Raw genomic sequence first — 17,783 nt, 5'->3', positions numbered from 1 at the left:
GCTCCATCAGGGGGAGGTGAACACCGACCGGGTGGTCGGTGCTCTCGTCCCGCTGATCGGCAGCCGAGACCCCGTGCTGAGACTTGTGACTGACCAGAATGGACAGTCACCCGCTGCCGTCTCGGACTCCGGACGGTCTGGGCGGCCCAGGCGGCCCAGGCAGTCCAGACCGTCCAGGCCCTCGAGGCAGGCCAGGTGCGTCAGTACGTGAAGGTCGCGACCGACGCCCGGAGCTCGGCAGCCATGAGCGCGAGCTCGTCGACGGCAGCCGTAGTCTGCGCGAGCGCCTGCGTCGTCGAGTCGGCGGCGCCGGAGACGCCGGTGATGGTCGTGGCGATCTGCCCGGCGCCGGTGGCCGCGTCGGCGACGTTGCGGCTCATCTCGGTGGTCGTCGCGGTCTGCTCCTCGACGGCCGAGGCGATGGTCAGCTGGTAGTCGTTGATCGACGTGATGACGCCGGAGATGTGCTCGATCGCACCCACCGCGCCGACGGTGTCGGTCTGGATGGTCGCGACGAGCCGCCCGATGCTCTCGGTCGCGCGGGCGGTCTCCTGCGCGAGCTCCTTGACCTCCGAGGCCACGACCGCGAAGCCCTTGCCGGACTCTCCCGCCCGGGCAGCCTCGATGGTCGCGTTGAGGGCGAGCAGGTTGGTCTGCTCGGCGATGGTCGTGATCACGCGGACCACGTCGCCGATCTGCTGGCTCGAGGTGCCGAGCTGGGCGACCGACCCGGTCGCGTCCTGGGCGGCGGTCACGGCCTCGGCGGCCACGCGCGCGGCGTCGTTGGCGGACTGCGAGATCTCGCGGATCGACGCCCCCATCTCCTCGGCGCCGGCGGCCACGGTCTGCACGTTGCCCGACACCTCGAGGGCTGCTGCCGAGACGACCCCGGCCTGCGCCGAGGTCTCCTCGGCTCCCGCGGCGATCTGCTGCGAGCTCGCCGAGAGCTGCTCGGAGGCCGCGGCCACCGAGTCGGAGGACCGCACCACGCTGGTCATGACCGAGCGCAGGCTCACCAGGGCGCCGTCGAGCGCGGCACCCATGCGGCCGAGCTCGTCCCGAGAGGTCATCCCCGTGGACCCGGTGAGGTCGCCCGCGGCCAGCCCCTCGACGACCTCCTGCACGCGTGCCGCGCTGCGTGCGACGTCACGCGCCACGAACCAGCCGAGCGAGAGGGCGACGACGGCGCCGACGACGAGGATCACGACGGAGACGAGCCGCTGCCGCTCGTAGGCGTCGCTCGAGCCGGAGACGGCCTCCAGGGCGCGGGTGGTCTCGGCGTCCACGAGGGCGGTGATGAAGGCCGTCATCTGGCTCGTGACGGGTCGCACCTCGTTGGCGTTGGCCGTCACCCACGCGGAGGTCTCGCCGGCCTCGGCGAGGGGCGCGAGCAGGTCGCGCTGGAGCGCCAGGTAGCGGTCGACCGCCGTGCTGAGGTCGTCGAGCGTCTGCTGCCGGCCGCCGTCGAGGGGGGTCTGGGCGTACGAGGCCTGCGCGTCCCGGAAGCTCTGCTCCGCGAGGTCGAGCGCCCGGACGCTCTGCAGGTACGCGGCGTCGTTCTGGGAGAGGATCGCGTCCCGCGCGACCTGCTGCATGGTGCCGGCCGCGACCTCCATCGCGGTCGCGTACCGGATCCCCAGGGTGTTCTCGCCGTAGACGGACTCGGTGGTCGCGGCCGAGCTCGCGAGCGCGAGCAGGCCGAGGACACCGACGAGCACGGCGACGGCCGTCGAGAGCGCGATCGCCGCGAGGACCTTCACGCGGACACCGAGGTCGGTGAACCGCGAGAGGAGGTTGCGCCGTGCGGTGGGGGTCGTGGCGGTGGAGGTCATGGGTGTGCTCCGTCGGTGTGGTCCGCTCAGGACGGCCTGGGGGTCGGACCGTCTGACGCGCCGATCGGCAGGTCGCACCACGGTGTGAGGGACCGGAGCGGGTGGAGACGTCCCCGGAGACCGTGTCCTGGGCCACACCTGGCCTGTCTGCGGGGTCTCCCAGGGCCTCGTGCACCGTGTTTCTCTCACAGCGCAGTCGGGCGGATCTGGTGCGCAGAGGGTGAAGAACCGGGCCGAACCAGGGCATCGTGACGGCCGACACCCGGGCTCACGGAGAACTGCCAGCGTCGCTGGTGGATCATGGACGGTGGGACCGTCGGCTCCGCGAGGAACCGGGCCCCTTCAGGACCTGACCGTGCGCGGTGCTCGCGCGCCCGCGGCCGGTCCCGTCCGGACATGCGGTGCGCGGCCGTGGGACGCATCATGAGCGTCTCGACCCGTGGCCCGCCCACACGAACGACAGGAACGCGAACGTGAACGGCAACGCAACATCGAAGCACCAGAACGTGGCGCTCCTGTCGGTCGCGACGGTGGTGCCGGACGTCGTCACGACCTCCGACGAGATGGACAACCGCCTCGCCGACACGCTCAAGCGCCTGCGCATGCCGCGCGGCCTGCTGCAGCGCGTCGCGGGCGTGCACGAGCGTCGTCGCTGGGCTGCGGACCAGAGCTTCGAGTCCGCGGCGATCGCCGCCGGCGAGAAGGCCCTGGCCGAGGCCGGCATCTCGGCCTCCGACATCGGTCTGATCATCAACACGTCGGTGACGCGCCCCCACCTCGAGCCGTCGGTCGCGGTCCGGATGCACCACGGCCTCGGCCTGCCGTCGTCGGCCATGAACTTCGACATCGCGAACGCCTGCCTCGGGTTCATCAACGGGATGAACGTCGCCGCGCACATGATCGACTCCGGCCAGATCCGCTACGCGATGATCATCGACGGCGAGGACGCCGACGAGGTCAACGACAACACCATCGACCGCCTCAACCGGCCCGAGACCAAGCGCTCGGACTTCATGAACGAGTTCGCGAGCCTCACGCTCGGCTCGGGCGCCGCGGCCGCGATCCTCGGCCCGGCGGACTCGCACCCCTCGGGGCACCGCATCCTCGGCGGCGTGACCCGTGCCGCGACGCAGTTCCACGACGTGTGCGTGGGCTCGGTCAACGGCATGTACACCGACACCAAGGCGCTGCTCAAGGGCGGCATGGAGCTCGTGGTCGCCGCCTGGCAGGAGGCCAAGGAGTCCTGGAGCTGGACGGCGATGGACCGGTACGTCATGCACCAGGTGTCCGACGTGCACACCAGCGCGATCGTCAAGGCCGCGAAGCTCGACCGCTCGAAGGTCCCGACCACCTACCCGCGCTACGGCAACGTCGGGCCGGCGTCGATCCCGATCACGCTCGCCGAGCAGTCCTCGACGCTGGCCCCGGGCGACCGTGTCCTCCTCATGGGCGTCGGCTCGGGCCTCAACACCTCGATGATGGAGATCACCTGGTGAACCCCACCCTCCCGGCCGCAGCGTCCACGACCGCGGCGGCGACCCTGCCCCCTGCCCTGGACGGGCTCGACCCGGGCTGGTCGCGCCTCGTCGAGGCGCCGGACAGCGAGGGCACCACCCGCACCTGGCACGTCCTCGACAACGCCGCCAGGCTCGAGCAGGTCGGCGCGGTCCCCGTCGGGACCATCCTGTGCGTGCACGGCAACCCGACCTGGTCCTACCTGTGGCGCGGGCTGCTCGCCGCGGCGACCGAGCAGGCGCAGGCCGGCGGAGCGGCGTGGCGCGTGGTGGCCGTGGACCAGCTCGACATGGGCTTCTCGGAGCGCACCGGCCAGCCCAGACGCCTCCCGCAGCGCGTCCGTGACCTTGACCGGCTGACCACCGCGCTCGGCATCGACGGCCCGGTCGTCACCCTCGGTCACGACTGGGGCGGCGTCGTCTCGCTCGGCTGGGCGGTCGACCACCCGGACCGTCTGGTCGCCGCGACGGTGCTCAACACGGCCGTGCACCAGCCGGAGACCGACCCGATCCCCGCCCCGCTGCGCCTCACCCTCCAGGGACCGGTCCTGGGACCCGCCACCGTGAGCACCCCGGGCTTCCTCGCGACCACCCTCGCCCTCGCCCGGCCCGCCCTGTCGCCCGAGGTCCGCGACGGCTTCCGCGCCCCCTACCTCTCCGCCGACCGCCGCGGGGGCATCGGTGCCTTCGTCGCCGACATCCCCGTCGACGAGACGCACCCCAGCCACGCCGAGCTCGACCGCGTCGCCGAGGGGCTGCGAGGGCTCACGGTCCCCGCGCTCGCCCTGTGGGGCCCGCGCGACCCGATCTTCAGCGACCGGTACCTCGACGACCTCACCGACCGGCTGCCGCACCTCGACGTGCACCGCTTCGAGGGCGCCGGGCACATGATCGCCGAGGAGGTCGACTACGCAGGGGCCGTGCTCACCTGGCTGGACGACCTCCCGTCCCGTACGGCGGCTGCCGCACAGGACCGGGCACAGGACCGGGCACAGGCGCGGGCCGAGGCCGGTGTCGAGGCCGGCGCGGACCGCGACGCTCGCCCGAGCACCGCCGCCGCCGCGGGCTGGACCACCGCCCCGCTGTGGCAGCAGCTCGAGGAGCACCGCGACAGCGACGGCACCGTGCTGGTCGAGATGGCTCCCAGCACGGGCGTCGGTCCGCGCTCGGTGAGCTGGCGCCTGCTGTCCCGGCGCGTCGACGAGATCGCCGCCGGTCTCCTCGCGCTGGGCGTCCAGCGAGGCGACCGCGTGTCGCTGCTCGTCCCGCCCGGCGCGGACCTCACCGCCGTGCTCTACGCCTGCCTGCGCGTCGGCGCTGTCGTCGTGGTGGCGGACGCGGGCCTCGGGCTGCGCGGCCTCACCCGCGCCGTGCGTGGCGCCCGCCCGTCGTACGTGGTCGGTGCCCTGCCGGGGCTCTCGGCAGCGCGCGCGCTCGGCTGGCCGGGCCTGAAGATCTCGACCACCGCGCTGCCGGCCGCGACGGCTCGCGCGCTCGGCGTCTCGCACAGCCTGCTCGACGTCGCCGGGCTCGGTGCGCAGCGCCTCGAGGGCACCACCCTCGGTGCGCTCACCGGGACCCCCGGGCCGGACGACACCGCCGCGGTGCTCTTCACCTCCGGCTCGACGGGCCCCGCCAAGGGCGTCGTCTACACGCACGGCCAGCTGGCAGCGGTGCGCGACGCGCTCGCCTCGCGCTTCGGGATCGGCCCCGGCTCTGGCCTCGTCGCGGGCTTCGCGCCCTTCGCGCTCCTCGGTCCTGCGCTCGGCGCCCGGTCGGTCACCCCCGACATGGACGTCACGTCGCCCAGCACCCTCACGGCGCGGGCCACGGCCGCAGCCGTGGCCGCGGCGGACGCGACCACGCTGTTCCTCTCGCCCGCCGCGATCGCGAACGTCGTCGCGACCGCGGACGAGCTCACCCCTGAGGACCACGAGGCGCTCGCCCGCGTGCAGACCTTCCTGTCCGCCGGGGCGCCCGTCTCGGGCAGCCTGCTGGCCGCCGCCGAGCGCCTCATGCCCCACGCGTCCGCGCACACCCCCTACGGCATGACCGAGGGGCTGCTGCTCACGGACGTCACGGCCGACGAGATCCGAGCCGCCGAGGCCTCCGGCGGGCGCGGCGTCTGCGTGGGCCGTCCGGTCGCGACCGCGACGGTCCGGGTGGTCGCCCTCGACGAGCTGGGTCGTGCGACCGGAGACCTCACGGACGCGGCGGACGTCACCGGCGAGATCGTCGTGGCCGCCCCGCACGTCAAGGACCGCTACGACAGGCTCTGGCTCACCGAGCACTCCAGCCGCGCGGTCGACGGCCCGGCTGCCCCTGACGGGCTCCGCTGGCACCGCACCGGGGACGTCGGGCACCTCGACGCCGACGGGCGCCTGTGGGTCGAGGGGCGCCTCGCGCACGTGGTCGTCACCGCGCACGGCGTCGTGACGCCGGTCGCCCCCGAGCAGGCCGTGGAGTCGTCACGGCTGGTGGCACGCGCCGGCGTCGTGGGCGTCGGTCCCGTGGGCACCCAGCAGCTCGTCGCGGTCGTCGAGACCGTCGACCGTGCACGCCGGCCGGGCCTCGCGCCGCACGAGGTCGCCGCCGACGTCCGGGCCCTGAGCCCGGAGCCGCTCGCCGCGGTCCTCGTGGTGCCCGACCTGCCGACGGACGTGCGCCACAACTCGAAGATCGACCGGAGCCGCCTGTCTGCGTGGGCCGAGGGAGTGCTCTCCGGAGGACGGATGACGACGCCGTGACCGGCCACGACGTGCAGCCCCCGAGCACCGTGCTCGTCACGGGCGCCAGCGGGTTCCTCGGCCGGGCCGTGGTCCGCGAGCTCCTCGACCAGGGGCACGAGGTGCGCACCCTGCAGCGCACCCCGAGCCGCACGGCCGGTGCGACCGACGTCCTGGGGTCGGTCACCGACCCGGACGTCGTGGCGCGAGCCGTCGACGGCGTCGATGCGGTGGTCCACCTCGCCGCGAAGGTGTCGCTCGCGGGCGACCCGGCCGACTTCGAGCGGGTCAACGTCGGTGGCACCCGGACGCTCCTCGACGCCGCCGAGGCCGCCGGGGTGCGGCGCGTGGTCCACGTGTCGTCACCGTCGGTCGCCCACCACGGGGACTCGATCGTCGGGGACGACGCCGGCCCCGCCGACCCGGCGCTGGCCCGCGGCGACTACGCGCGCACCAAGGCCTCGGCCGAGCTCCTCGCCCTGGGACGTGACGGTTCCGCGCTGCACGTCGTGGCGGTCCGCCCGCACCTCGTCTGGGGCCCGGGGGACACCCAGCTCGTGGCCCGCGTGGTCGAGCGGGCACGCGCGGGGCGGCTGCCGGTCCTCGGGCACGGCGCCGCGCTCATCGACTCGACCTACGTCGACAACGCTGCGGGCGCGATCGTCGCGGCCCTCGCCGTCGTCGACGAGGTCCACGGCCAGGCCTACGTGGTCACCAACGGCGAGCCGCGCCCCGTCGCGGAGCTCCTCGCCGGGATCTGCCGCGCCGCGGGCGTCGAGCCGCCGCGGTGGAGCGTCCCGGCCGGGGTGGCGCGCGCCGCGGGCTCGGCCGTCGAGGCCGGCTGGAAGGTCCGGCCGGGCGCCGACGAGCCGCCCATGACACGGTTCCTCGCCGAGCAGCTCTCGACCGCGCACTGGTTCGACCAGCGCCGGACGCGCCGCGACCTGCGCTGGCAGCCGACCGTCACGGTCGACGAGGGCCTGCGCCGGCTCGCGGAGTCCTACCGCTGAGGAGGGCTCGTGCTGCTGTCGTCAGGCTGCCCGGCTCTGGCTCAGCAGCTCGCGGAGGGTGAGCGGCGGGCGCCCGGTGAGGCGCTCGACCGTGTCGGTGATCGTGGCGAGCTGGCCCTGCGCGATCGCGGTGTACGTGGACACCCAGGCGTGCACCTCCCAGTCCGGCGCGCCGTAGACGCGACGTGACTCGTAGGCCTCCGGGACGGTCTCGTCGACGTACCGCAGCCCGCGCCCGGTGACCTCGCGGATCACCTCGATGGCCTCGGGGACGGTGAGCGCCTCGCGGCCCGTGATCTCGTAGGTCTGCCCGGCGTGCGCCGCCGGGTCCTGGAGCACCACGGCCGCGGAGCGGGCCACGTCCTCGCGGGCCACGGCAGCCAGACGCCCCTGGCCGGCCGGTCCGCGGATCACGCCGTCCTCCCCCGCGAGCATCGGCAGGAAGTCGAGGTAGAACGAGTCCCGCAGGATCGTGTGCCCCATGCCGGAGGCGCGCAGGTGCTCCTCCGTGAACCAGTGGTCCCGGGCGAGCGTGAAGACGGCGTCCGGCGCAGCCCCGAGGAACGACGTGTAGACCACGTGCTGCACCCCGGCGCGGGCTGCGGCGTCGATGAAGGACCGGTGCTCGTCGACCCGGTCGCTGCTCTCGGACGCCGACACCATGAAGAGCACGTCCACCCCTGCCAGCGCGGCCTCCGCCGCGGCGCCGTCGCGGTAGGTCGCCTGGACCACCTCGGCGTCGGGGAGCGACGGCGCACGCTCGGGGGAGCGGACCACGAGCCGCGGCGCGATCCCCGCCTCGGAGAGCAGGTGGGCGACGGCACCACCGACGGCTCCGGTCGCACCGGTCACGGCGATGGTGCTGGGCATGGGGTCCTCCTCGTGCAGGGGCTGACGGTCTCCCCTCGAGTCTGCCCGGTCCCGCGAGCCACGTCGCGCGGGGCGCTGGTCGCGCCCCGCGCGAGGGTCACCCCCGGTGCGCCCCGTCGGTCTCCGCCGTCTGGCGGCGGCGGACCACGAGGACCGCTCCGGCGCCGAGCAGGAGCAGCGCGAGGGCGCTGACCCAGACGACGTCTGCACCGGTCACCGGCAGGCCGCCGGACCCGCTGCCGGCCTCGGCGTCGGCGGGCGGGACGGCCCCGTCGGTGCTCGGGTCGGTCCCGGCCTCGGCTGGCTCACCGGGCTCACCCGGCGTCGCGGGGTCGGTCGGGTCGACGGTGCCCGGGTCGACGGGCGGCGGGGGCGTCGTGAACGTGTTGACGACCGTCAGGCCGATCTCCTGCACCTCGTCGCTCGCGCCGACCACCACGGCGGTCTCGTAGGAGTCCGCCTCGATGGTCACGGCCGTCGCACCACCGGTCTCGGTCTCGGCCGCGAAGCAGCGTGTGCCGTTCGGCAGCAGCACGTCGGAGCCGTCGGCGTCGACCAGGCGGAGGGTCTCGCCGCCCATGATCTCGGCAGACGCCCCCAGCAGCGTGAGGCGTGTGCCGTCCGTCGCCTCGACCTGGCAGGTGACCAGCACGGTGAACACCGAGCCGAGCACGGCCTCGGACTCTGCGGCGTCACCGTCGACCAGCTTGGTGAGGTCGAGGGTCGCCGCCGAGAAGACGTTCGTGAACCCGGCCACGACGGTCTGCTCGACGTCGTCGACGACGTCCGGGATGGTCACCGTGACCGGTGCCGGGGTCGTGTCGGCGCCGCCGGTGCCCGTCTCGGAGACCACGCACTCGGCGCCCACGGGCAGACCCTCGAGGGGCTCGGAGTAGAGCGTGGTGCCCGCACCGTCGCCCTCGACGACGATCTCGGTCGTCACGGCGTCGGCGCGCCCGTCGAGCGAGCACACCACCGAGAAGACGAAGGGACCGTAGGTGAGGCCCTCGGCACCAGGACCGGTGAAGTCCTTGGCGACGACGAGCGACCCGGCGCGGAACTCGTTGACGACCTGCAGCGTGGCGGTCTCGCCCGCGACGGTCGGGGTCGGCTCGGAGACGTCCGTCCCGGCGCCGTACGTGACCTTGCTGGCACCGCCCGGGTTGGTCTCCACGACCGAGCACTCGGCTCCCGACGGCACGTCGACGAGCGTCTGCTCGACCGAGCTGATGGTCACGGCCTGCGGGAAGCCCGTGACCACGGCACCGTCGTAGGTGCAGGTGACCGAGGCGGGGTAGGTGGTCTGCGCGTGCAGGCCGGCCCGTCCGACGACGTCCTTGACGAGCGCGAGGCTCGTGGTCGAGAAGTCGTTGGTGATCGTCACGGTCGTCGAGCTGGCCACGCCCGAGGCGTCGGCCGGGATGGTCACGACGACCGGGTCGGTCTCGGTCGCGTCACCGCTGGCGCCGTGGGCGTCGAGCTCCCACACGCGGCACTCGGCTCCCGAGGGGATGCCGCTCACGGTCAGCGGGCTGTCCACCGAGACGCTGTAGACCTCGTCGCGGACCGTCCGGACGTCGCCGCCGACCGGGTCGATGGTGCACTGCACCTGGACGTCGAAGGACACGGCGTCGAGCGGGAGGTCGTACGGGTTCTCGCCGATCTCCTTGGTGATCTCGATCTGGCCGAACATGAGGCCGACGCCGACCTGGATGGGCTCGGTGGCGGGGAGCACGTTCGGGTTGCCGCCGCGCAGGGTCGTCTCGGCGTGCGCGAAGGAGTTCCACGCGACGGTCGGGGTCGCGACCTCGGTCGCGTCGACCGGTGAGGACATCGAGAAGGTGATGTCGACGGCGGCACCGGGGACCAGCGGGGTCGGGAACACGACGTCCATGGACGCCGCGGTCACGTCGCGGGAGAACGGGGCGTCCCAGTCTCCGGGGGCGCAGCGTGCGGCGTTCGAACCGGCCCCGCCCATGGCGAGGTCGGCCGTGCAGATGGTGCTGGCGTTCGTGTACCGGGTGGTCATGACGCCCGGCCCGCTGAGCACCGGCTCCGTGGCCAGCGCCGGGCGCGTGGTCCACTGCGTGCCGCGCTGGCGGTTGATGGTCACGCCGGTGTCACCCTCGACCGGGAACCGGTCGACGACCCGCATGTTGGTGGTGGACTCGGTCCCGGCGTTGACCAGGCGCAGCAGGTACTGGAAGTCGTCGCCCGGGTTGACGAGGGCGATGCACGGGAACGCGGTGTACAGGACGCTGTCAGGGCCGACGCGCGACGGGCACTGCGGTCCGCCCACCTCGACGTTCGTCCGCGTCCGGGTGTTGTACCAGCCGAGGTCGACGGTGCCGGCGACCCACTTGCGGGCGCTGAACGACGCGCCACCCACGACGGTCACCCCGGCGCTCGCCGTGCAGTAGGTGCCCTCGCCGAAGGCGCCGTCCGTCTGCGACGTGCCGGCGCACTGGAAGGACGGAGCCGTCCCGGTCGCCCCCATGGTGTTGGTGACCACCTGGCCGGTGACGACGCCCGGCTCGAGCCGGACCTGGATCTCGACGGTGAGCCGGGCGCTCGGTGCGAGCAGCCACGGCTGGCCGTCGGCGCCGGTCGAGAAGTCCCACTCGAGGCCGGCGGTGCGCTCGCCGTCGAGGGTCGTGGTGAAGACCGGGCTCGGCACGGGGGGCGTGCCGTCGGGCACGACCGTGCTGACGACCTTGAAGGGCTGGCCGCCGTCGCCGACGAAGGTCTCGTCGAGCTCGAGCCCGACGGGCAGGAGGTCCTTGACCACGAGGTCGGCGATGTTCGACTGCCCCGTGTTCGTCACGGTGAGCCGGAACGGGGCCGTCTCACCGGGGCGGATCGACGAGCTCGGCGTCTTGGAGACGGCGAGCTGCGAGGTGCCCTCGACGAGGTCCAGGGTCGCCGAGACCGGCGGGACGTCGCTCGGGTCGCCGTCGACGGTGTTGAGGAGCGTGCGGTAGCGCGCGCTCACCGTGTTGGCGTGCTCGGTCGGGATCTCCCCGGCCGCGTCGCTGCGCGGGTGCTGACGGGGGCTGACGGTGAACCTCACCGTGCCGCCGCAGTCGGCGGTGGGTGCGCACGGCGTGAGCGTGTACCCGTCGTTGACGTCGCTCGTCGAAGTGAAGGTGATGCGCAGCCCGGTGACGGTCGACGCGGTGACGCCGGCCGGGAGCACGGCGGTCCGGCTCCCGCGGGGGACGCCGGTGACCCACGTGCCGTCGACGAGGGCGTCGACCTGGGCGCGGTCGGCGCCGGCGGGCATCGTCAGGCCGTTCGTCGGGAACCCGACGAGGTCCATGGCGTCGAAGAAGTCCGCGTCGGCGTCGGTCAGCTCGAGCATGCTCATGCTCATGTTGCCGGAGTTCTTGGCGGTCAGCTGGACCACGGCGGTCTGCTGGGCGAGGCCCGGGACCCAGCGCGGCAGGGTGCCCGGGTCGATGAGCTTGTTGATGCTGCCGCCGGCCGCGGCGGGCTCGGTGCGGATGTTCGGGGAGCAGGCCGCGGTGCCCACGTAGCCGTCGGCGGTGGGGGTGTAGCAGTTGGTGATCTCGACGCCGTCGACGGTGTCGTCGCGGCGCTCGGTGGTCAGGTGCAGCGTGAAGGACCTGTTCTGCGTGAGCTCACCGAGCATGCGGGCGCGGACCCCGGTGACGCGCTCGAGGAGCTCGGCGGACGCCCCGGCGTAGGCGACCCACTGCGCGGCGTCGGGGTCGTAGACCTCGAGCGCGACGGCAGGGGTGCCTGGGGACCTGTCGACGGTCGCGCCGGTGAGACGGAGCGCGGTGAAGGGGTTGGCCGCGCCGCTGACGGGCACGCCGTCGGCGTCGGTGGCTGGGTCGACGATGGAGGGGTTGACCAGCACCACGTTGCCGTTGTTGGCGGCCTGCAGCGCGAAGGGGATCGGCTGGCCGAGCGGGACGCTCGTCTGGCCGACGGTCTTGACGCCGTTCAGCACGGGGTCGGGGTCCTCGACGACGAGGTCGGCACAGGCCTCGGCCGCGCCAGCACCGGTCGCGTCGGCGGCGATGGCCGGGCTCGTGACCGCGGCGCAGTTGCGGGTGAGCCCGTCCGGGAGGTTCTCCCGCGTCACGAGGTCGTTGAGCGTGCCGTGCAGCTTGAGCCGACCCGCTGCGTTCTCGGCGATGGTCGCTGCCCCGTCGGCGTCGACCCCGGTGAAGGTGACGGTCACGCCGGCGACCCGGAGACCGTCGACGGCCACCGGGCGGTCACCGTCGGCGCTGAAGGTCTTCTCGACCTCGGAGCCGTCGTCGTAGGTGACCACGAGGACCGCGCTCGTGGCGCCCTGCGGGAGCTCGACCCGGACGGTGGTGACGTCGAGCAGGTCGAAGCGGTCGCTGGCCAGGCCCGGGTGCGGGTCCTGGATGGTGAGCGTGCCGATCTCGAAGGGCGAGAGGTTGGTGGCGGTGACGATGGCGCTCACGGGGGAGCTCTTGCCGAAGACGGCGAACTCCTCGAGGTCGGAGCGGACGAAGTCCCCGTTCGTGTCGGCGAAGTACGCCTTGTCCGCGCCGACCACCACCGTGTCCGGCAGGATGCGCGTCGGTGCGCAGGCGGGGGTGCCCTCTGCCGCGACGGGGGTGCCGTCGACGTCGTCGACCGCGCCGGGGACGGCGCAGTTCTCCACGTTCAGCCGGCTGGCGGGCTTGAGCGGCTCGTCGGTCGAGCGGAGCGTGTCGCGCAGGACCATGCCGAGCTCGACGGTGCCGCCGGTCGCGTCGTAGGGGAGCGGGGCACCGGCCGCGTCGAAGGCGACGCGGACGCCGGTGACGTCGGCGGCGTCGACCCCGTCCGGGAGGGTGAAGGCACCGGGCGCGCTGAGGGAGCCGGCGGGGACCTCGAGGCCACCGACCGTCACGAACAGCTGGGCGTTCGTGGCGCCGGCGGGCAGTGCGACGAGGGTCGCCGAGGTGAGGTCGAAGTGCTCGAAGGTCGCCGGGGTGCTGTCGGTGATGCTCAGCTCGGTGATCGACGTGGAGCTCGACGAGCTGTTCCGCACACCCAGCGTGATGGTGCTGGTGGTCTTGTTGCCGGCGATGTTCGCGGGGCCGGCCCAGCTCTTGGTGGCGACGGGGCGCACGACACGGGGGACGGAGACCGTGAGGTCGGAGGTGTCCTCCTGCGTGAGCGCGTTGTCGGCGACGATGGTGGCGCTGTTGGAGATCACCGTGCCGTCGAGCACCGGGGTGTCTGCCGGGAGGCGCATGCCGATCTCGAGGTTGACCGCGGTGCCCGCACCGAGGCCCTTCTCGCCGGCCGGCTCCTGCAGCGGCGCGACGAAGGTGATGACGAGGGTGCGCGTCGCCGGGTCGAAGTCGACCTCGTAGGTCGACGAGCTCGTCGGCAGGCTGGTCCACTCCAGGCCCTCGGGCAGCACGTCGGTCACGGTCGCGTTGACGCAGTCGACCGTGAGGCCGGAGCACTGCGCGGTGATCTCGTAGACGAACTCGGTGCCCGGGGTGAGCGGGCCGTCGACGTCGTTCGTCTTGGTGATCGCCACGTCGGAGTCGTCGACGGCGAGCGCACCGACGTCACGTCGCTGCGGGGCGGGCGCCTCGTCGGTGCCCGTGGTGTCGGCGGTGCCGTCTGCGGCGGTGCCCTCGGTGCCCTCGGTGTCGGTTGCGTCGTCGTCCGCCGGGAGGTCCTCGGAGGGTGCTGCGCCCTCGGTGCCCTCCGAGCCCTCCGTGGCCGCGGCGTCGTCGCCTGCGGCTGGGGTGGTCGCGTCCTCAGGGGCAGCGGGCGTCGTCACGACGACCGGGGCGGGCTCGTCGGCGGCGACCGCGGTGACGGGCGGGAGGGTGATCCCGACGAGCGCCAGCATGAGCGACACGGCGACGGTGCGGGCTCGTCGTCGCCCCCTCCTGTCGTGCGTGGGGCGGACGGTGAGTCCGGGCACGGGCAGGGCGGGGTTCGGCATGGCAGGCTCCGGGGGCTGTTGCCGGCTGAGTCGGCCGGCTGAGGCGGATCGGCGCCGCGCAGGATGCGGCACGCTGCCATCGCACCAGCGCGACCTCTGGATCCGGTCTGCGTCCGGGTGAATGCCGGGGTGAGACCCCCCTCATCCCCTTGCCCCCCGCCGACGTCTCGACGGGCAGCTCGACGACGTAGGCGCCTGGCTCCCGTGACGCTCCCCGTGACGTCGTGCGCGCCCACGGGTAGCGTCGAGCCATGGTGCTCGACGACGACCTCCGCGCGTGGCTGCTCGACTCCGACCCTGCCCTCCGCTGGCAGGTCGAGCGCGACCTGCTGGGAGCCGACGACGACGTGTGGCAGGCCACCCGGGCGCGGGTCGCGACCGAGGGCTTCGGTGCCCGGCTCCTGAGCCTCCAGGACGACGACGGGCGCTGGGCCGGCGGCGCGTTCTTCCCGGCTGGCTTCGACTTTCACGGCCCGGAGACGGCGCCGGACGCCGGTCAGCCATGGACCGCGACCACGTGGTCGCTCACCTCGCTGCACGAGTGGGGGGTCGACGCGGCAGCCCTCGAGGGCACGGCGCAGCGGCTCGACGCGGTCTGCCGCTGGGAGTACGACGACCTGCCGTACTGGGGCGGCGAGGTCGACGCGTGCATCAACGCCATGACGCTCGCGAACGGCGCGTGGCTGGGGGCGGACGTCTCGCAGGTCGCCCGGTGGTTCCTCGAGCACCGCATGACGGACGGCGGGTGGAACTGCGAGTGGGTCGAGGGGTCCGTGCGCTCGTCGGTGCGGTCGACGCTGGCCTCGGTCCGGGGTCTGCTGGGCTACGAGACGACGGTCGAGGCGCACGGCGGCCCGGGGACGTCGTCGTCCCTCACGTCAGCCCTGCGGGCGGCGCGTCACGCGGGGGAGGAGTACCTGCTCGCCCGACGCCTGATGTTCCGGCTGTCGACCGGAGAGCAGCTCGCCCCGTGGGTGACGGAGCTCGCCTACCCGGTCCGGTCCTTCTACAGCGTGCTCGCCGCGGCCGACCACCTGCGCGCCGCGTCGCTGCACGACGCCCGCCCGCCCGACCCGCGGGTCGCCGAGGCCGTCGAGGTCGTGCGGGCCGCCCGGCAGCCGGACGGCACCTGGCTCCAGGGACGGCGCCACCCCGGTCGGGTGTGGTTCGAGGTCGACGTACCCGCGGGCGAGCCGTCGCGGTGGCTGACGCTGCACGCGCTGCGCGTGCTCGACTGGTGGGACACCGGCGGTCCCGCGACGGACGCCTAGGTGAGGTACCCCAGCCGCGCGCCCTCGGCGAGGGCGGCGCCGCGGCTGGTCGCGCCCAGCTTGCGGTAGAGCGACCGCAGCTGGGACTTCACGGTGTTCGCCGAGACGAACAGGTGCCGGGCCAGGACCTCGACGGACGCCGTGGTCTCGAGCTCACGGAGCACCGCGACCTCGCGCTCGGACAGCTCGACCACCGGCACGTCCTGCACGGAGTGCTCGGGCAGCGACGCGGCCCGCAGCAGGGCGAGGACCTCTGCGGCCTCGGGGACCTGCTCGGCGACCCGTTCGAGCAGGGCACGGTCGGTGAGGGCGAAGGGCTGCAGCAGCCCTGCCCGCGAGGTCTGGACGGCCCGGCGCAGCGCAGACGCCGCGCCCGGGGCGTCGCCGAGGGCGTCCCGGGCCTCCATGTCGACGAGCAGCACCGAGACGCGCTCGCGCGGGCCTGACGAGTCACGCCACAGCGCGGTCGTGCAGATCTCGACGGCGGCCACGGGGTCGCCCGCGCTGAGCGACAGCCGGGCGCGCAGCACGGCGTCGTCGTGGAGCGAGGGGTGCGCGGCCAGGAGGTTCTGCGCGCGCGTCGGGTTGCCCGCCACCGCGAGCAGGCGGGCGTGCGCCGACGTGAGGACGGTGTGGGCGAGCGACGGCACGGTGAGCCGTGAGCCGGCCGAGACCACCGCGTCCTCGAGGGTGCCCATCGCGCCGTCCAGGTCGCCCTGCAGCGACCGGACCATGGCGCGGGCCAGGTCGAGCACGTACCAGGCGGCATGCCGCTGGTACTCGACGATCCCGGGGGCCGGCAGGTCCTCGAGGTGCTGCTCGGCGGCGTGGAGGTCGAGGCGGTCGATCGCGAGCAGCGCCTCGGCGACCGGCGCGACCAGGTCCATGGTGGTCGCGATCTTCCGCGGCGGTGCGGTGAGGGTCGCGGCGGTCGCGAGGTGCTCCCGCGCCCTCTGGTTCGACCCGCGCACCGCGTCGAGCAGCGCGACGGTCTCGGCGGCGTTGCGGGCCACGAACTCGAGGTCGCTGCCCGTCCCCGCCCACAGGCAGGCCAGGAGGTCGTCGGTCGCCGCCTGCAGGTCGCCTGCCACGAGCTGGGCCACGCCCGCGTGCAGCAGCAGGAACGGCAGGAGGTCCTCGGTGCCGGCGCGGTAGTGGCCGTCGCTGTCGCGCAGCGCCGCGACCATCCGGGTCGCGAGGTCGCCGGCGAGGTCGGGCCTGCGGGCACGGCGGGCGGCCACGATCTGGCCGACGGCGACACCGACGACGTCGCGCAGCGCCGACTCCTCGACGACCTCGTCCGGGTCGGGCCACGGGACGCTGAGCGCGACGATCGTGTCGTTGCGGTCCTCCAGCAGGACGTCCCGGACGGTGACGAGCCGCGGCATCCGCTGGAACCATCGACCGGGCAGCCGGGACAGCGCGTCGGCGAGGGCGGCCGGGTCGGTCATGACCAGGTGCACCCAGGACGCGTCGGCGATCTCCACGACCCGCTCCCAGTCTCGCGCCGAGACGGCGTGGTGGAGGGCGCGCTCGGGGGTGTCGGCGAGGACCTGCGCCGCCGTGCGGTGCGCGTCGGTCACGAGCTCCGAGACCTGGGTCCACTCCGAGGTGGTCGACAGCGAGCGCAGCAGCGGCATGTACGTGTAGACGCGCCCCTGGGGGCTCGGGCGTGAGCGGGCCAGGCCGGCGGCCTCGAGGGTCGCCAGGAGGTGCCCGGCCGTCTCGGTCCCCGAGAGCGAGCGTGCGAGCTCGACGGTGAGCTCCTCGACCACGGTGGTGCGCACCACGAACAGCGAGCCCGTGGACCCCTCGATGGAGCGGTTGCCGAACAGCGACCCGAGGGTGGACCAGTCGGCGCGGGGGACCTCGCCCGAGCCGACGGAGCTCGCGAGGAGACCGCGGATCGGCGCCGGCCAGCCCCACAGGTCGTGGCAGAGGTCGCGGACGACGCCGTCGGCGACCACCGCGTCGAGGGAGATGGCCAGGCGGGCGACCTCGGGGTGCGTCAGCGCGAGGGCCTGCCCCTCCACGAAGACCGTGTCCATGCCGAGGCGGGCCAGGTGCTCGGGGTCGCTCGAGATGTGGCTGCACAGCACGAGCCGCACCGCGGGCGACGCACGGACCATCTGCGCGAGCGCGGTGTCGACGCGCGCGGCCCGGACGGCCTCGAGCTGGTCGACGACGAGCACGAAGGGGGTCGGCCAGCGGGTGAGCGCGTCACGCACGGCAGCTGCCGGCTCGGCAGCCTCGTTCGCGCCCGCGGACGCGTCGGCGACCCCGGCGTGGACGAGCAGCTCGAGCAGCGAGGCCCAGAACTCGTCGGCGACGTCCGTGGGGCGGGCCGTCATCCAGACGGCGGGGTGCCCGGTCCGGCGCAGCCACTCGCTGACGTGCGCGGACTTGCCGTAGCCCTGGGGTGCGCGCAGCACCGTGACGGCGCTGCCGGTCTCGAGGGTGTCGTAGACGTCGGGCTTGGGGACGAGGTGCGTCGGGACCCGTGGAGGTGCGCTCCAGCGCGGCTTCTCACGGCTCATGGGGGCGACCACGTCCTTCGACAGCGACTCGTCAGCGGAATCATCGATCATATGAGCCGTGACCAGC

8 protein-coding genes are annotated in these 17,783 nt (G+C 73.9%); 4 read left to right on the top strand and 4 right to left on the bottom strand.

Features of this window, described 5'->3' with window-relative positions; all coding sequences use genetic code 11:
- Positions 1-200: 200 nt before the first annotated feature.
- The gene (locus tag SKED_RS18000; protein ID WP_012868616.1) at positions 201-1,832 is read right to left on the bottom strand and encodes a methyl-accepting chemotaxis protein; all 1,632 of its coding nucleotides are present in this window, start codon (positions 1,830-1,832) and stop codon (positions 201-203) included.
- Positions 1,833-2,305: 473 nt separating this feature from the next.
- Between SKED_RS18000 and SKED_RS17995 the strand changes: the two genes are divergently transcribed.
- From SKED_RS17995 to SKED_RS17985, 3 genes are read left to right on the top strand one after another with little or no spacing between them, the layout of a single operon-like run.
- Positions 2,306-3,328, top strand: coding sequence for a 3-oxoacyl-ACP synthase III (locus SKED_RS17995; RefSeq protein WP_012868615.1), 1,023 nt, complete (start codon positions 2,306-2,308; stop codon positions 3,326-3,328).
- A complete protein-coding gene (locus tag SKED_RS17990) occupies positions 3,325-6,093 on the top strand; it encodes an alpha/beta fold hydrolase (protein ID WP_012868614.1) in 2,769 nt (922 codons plus the stop codon). The genes SKED_RS17995 and SKED_RS17990 overlap by 4 nt, the downstream gene beginning before the upstream one ends.
- Positions 6,090-7,082, top strand: coding sequence for an NAD-dependent epimerase/dehydratase family protein (locus tag SKED_RS17985; protein ID WP_012868613.1), 993 nt, complete (start codon positions 6,090-6,092; stop codon positions 7,080-7,082). Before SKED_RS17990 ends, SKED_RS17985 begins: the two co-directional genes overlap by 4 nt.
- A 21-nt stretch (positions 7,083-7,103) precedes the next feature.
- Here the strand turns inward: SKED_RS17985 and SKED_RS17980 are convergent, their stop codons facing one another.
- Entirely contained in the window at positions 7,104-7,952 is an 849-nt protein-coding gene (locus SKED_RS17980) for an SDR family oxidoreductase (protein ID WP_012868612.1), read from the bottom strand.
- A gap of 97 nt (positions 7,953-8,049) precedes the next feature.
- Positions 8,050-13,908: a DUF5979 domain-containing protein gene (locus SKED_RS17975; protein ID WP_143755837.1), complete on the bottom strand. Its 5,859-nt coding sequence runs from the start codon at positions 13,906-13,908 to the stop codon at positions 8,050-8,052.
- A gap of 251 nt (positions 13,909-14,159) precedes the next feature.
- On the opposite strand from SKED_RS17975, the gene SKED_RS17970 reads away from it, so the two are divergent.
- Positions 14,160-15,179, top strand: coding sequence for a hypothetical protein (locus SKED_RS17970; protein WP_012868610.1), 1,020 nt, complete (start codon positions 14,160-14,162; stop codon positions 15,177-15,179).
- Here the strand turns inward: SKED_RS17970 and SKED_RS17965 are convergent.
- Positions 15,176-17,716, bottom strand: a complete 2,541-nt coding sequence (locus tag SKED_RS17965) for a LuxR C-terminal-related transcriptional regulator (RefSeq protein WP_012868609.1) — start codon at positions 17,714-17,716, stop codon at positions 15,176-15,178. The two genes, SKED_RS17970 and SKED_RS17965, sit on opposite strands and share 4 nt — an antisense overlap.
- Between the last annotated feature and the right edge of the window lie 67 nt (positions 17,717-17,783).

This window comes from Sanguibacter keddieii DSM 10542, assembly GCF_000024925.1.
Lineage (GTDB): Bacteria > Actinomycetota > Actinomycetes > Actinomycetales > Cellulomonadaceae > Sanguibacter > Sanguibacter keddieii.
Note: the sequence above shows the minus strand (reverse complement) of the source record. Positions and strands in the feature narration are given on the sequence as shown.

Coding starts and splice junctions, on each gene's coding strand:
- SKED_RS18000 (WP_012868616.1), bottom strand. CDS start 1,832: ATGACCTCCACCGCCACGACCCCCACCGCACGGCGCAACCTCCTCTCG.
- SKED_RS17980 (WP_012868612.1), bottom strand. CDS start 7,952: ATGCCCAGCACCATCGCCGTGACCGGTGCGACCGGAGCCGTCGGTGGT.
- SKED_RS17975 (WP_143755837.1), bottom strand. CDS start 13,908: ATGCCGAACCCCGCCCTGCCCGTGCCCGGACTCACCGTCCGCCCCACG.
- SKED_RS17970 (WP_012868610.1), top strand. CDS start 14,160: ATGGTGCTCGACGACGACCTCCGCGCGTGGCTGCTCGACTCCGACCCT.
- SKED_RS17965 (WP_012868609.1), bottom strand. CDS start 17,716: ATGAGCCGTGAGAAGCCGCGCTGGAGCGCACCTCCACGGGTCCCGACG.